This window comes from Bacillus cereus group sp. BfR-BA-01441 (assembly GCF_022663075.1).
GTDB classification, from domain to species: Bacteria; Bacillota; Bacilli; order Bacillales; family Bacillaceae_G; genus Bacillus_A; species Bacillus_A cereus.
Window position 1 is genome coordinate 1 of sequence record NZ_JAKUEU010000221.1, and the last position, 949, is coordinate 949.

A 949-nucleotide genomic window follows, 5' to 3' on the forward strand; every position below is an offset into this window, starting at 1 on the left:
TAGATGGGACAACTAGTGGCTGGTTGAAGATTAAAACATGGGAAGGCGACAAGTGGATGAACCTCAACCAAACAGATTCTGGTTCTTCTGGAGTAATTGATTTAGCTTTAAAACAACTTGGAAAGCCGTATGTTGAAGCTGGAACAGGACCAAATGGCTTTGATTGTAGTGGCTTTATTTATTACGTATTTAAAAATAATGGATATAACATTGTGAGAACAAGTGTTGCAGGATACTGGGGAATGGTTACAAAAATAAGTGATCCTCAACCAGGAGATTTAGTATTCTTACAGAATACATATAAGCAAGGTCCTTCTCATTTAGGTATATATTTAGGAAATGATGAATATATTCATGCCGCAGATGTAAAAACAGGTGTAATTAAAAGTAAGATCAGCAGTCCATATACTCAGCAGCATTTCTTAGGATATGCTAGATTTTCAAAATAATTAAATTGGATTTAATGAAAAGACAGTTATCTAAGATAGCTGTTTTTTTATTTGGTGTCATTTTTGAATGAAGTTTAATCAAAAGCTTTAGATAAAAGAATATGGAAAATAAAGATAAATTTAACAGTAAAAATATAGAAAAATAAAGTAAAATATGTTAATGTAATAATCGAAATATAAAATTATTTGAAAGGGGAGAAAAGAATATATGCTAAAAAAGGGTGTAATGTTATTATTCTTTATTCTATCTATCTCGACATTTAGTATGATAACTCACGCTGCTAATAGTTCAGAATATGTGAATCAATCATTCTATGGGTATAAAGAACCATCTTTTAATTCAGCTAAAACAAATGGCGGATCAGAGTATGGTGCTCAAAATGTAGGAGTCATGGAAAAAAGAGATAATGGCTGGTGGAAGATTGAAACATGGGAAGGTCCAGTTTGGATTAACTTGAATGGGGAAGAACGTGTCATGGGAGATTTCTATGCATATGATG

Annotated in this window: 1 protein-coding gene and 1 pseudogene; both read left to right on the plus strand. The window is 31.9% G+C overall.

What is annotated here, in order from left to right:
- The coding region (locus tag MR107_RS30150; protein ID WP_242293158.1) for a C40 family peptidase at positions 1 to 449 on the plus strand (449 nt) is incomplete at its 5' end.
- A gap of 208 nt (positions 450 to 657) precedes the next feature.
- A pseudogene (locus MR107_RS30155) lies at positions 658 to 949 on the plus strand (hypothetical protein); the annotation flags it as partial.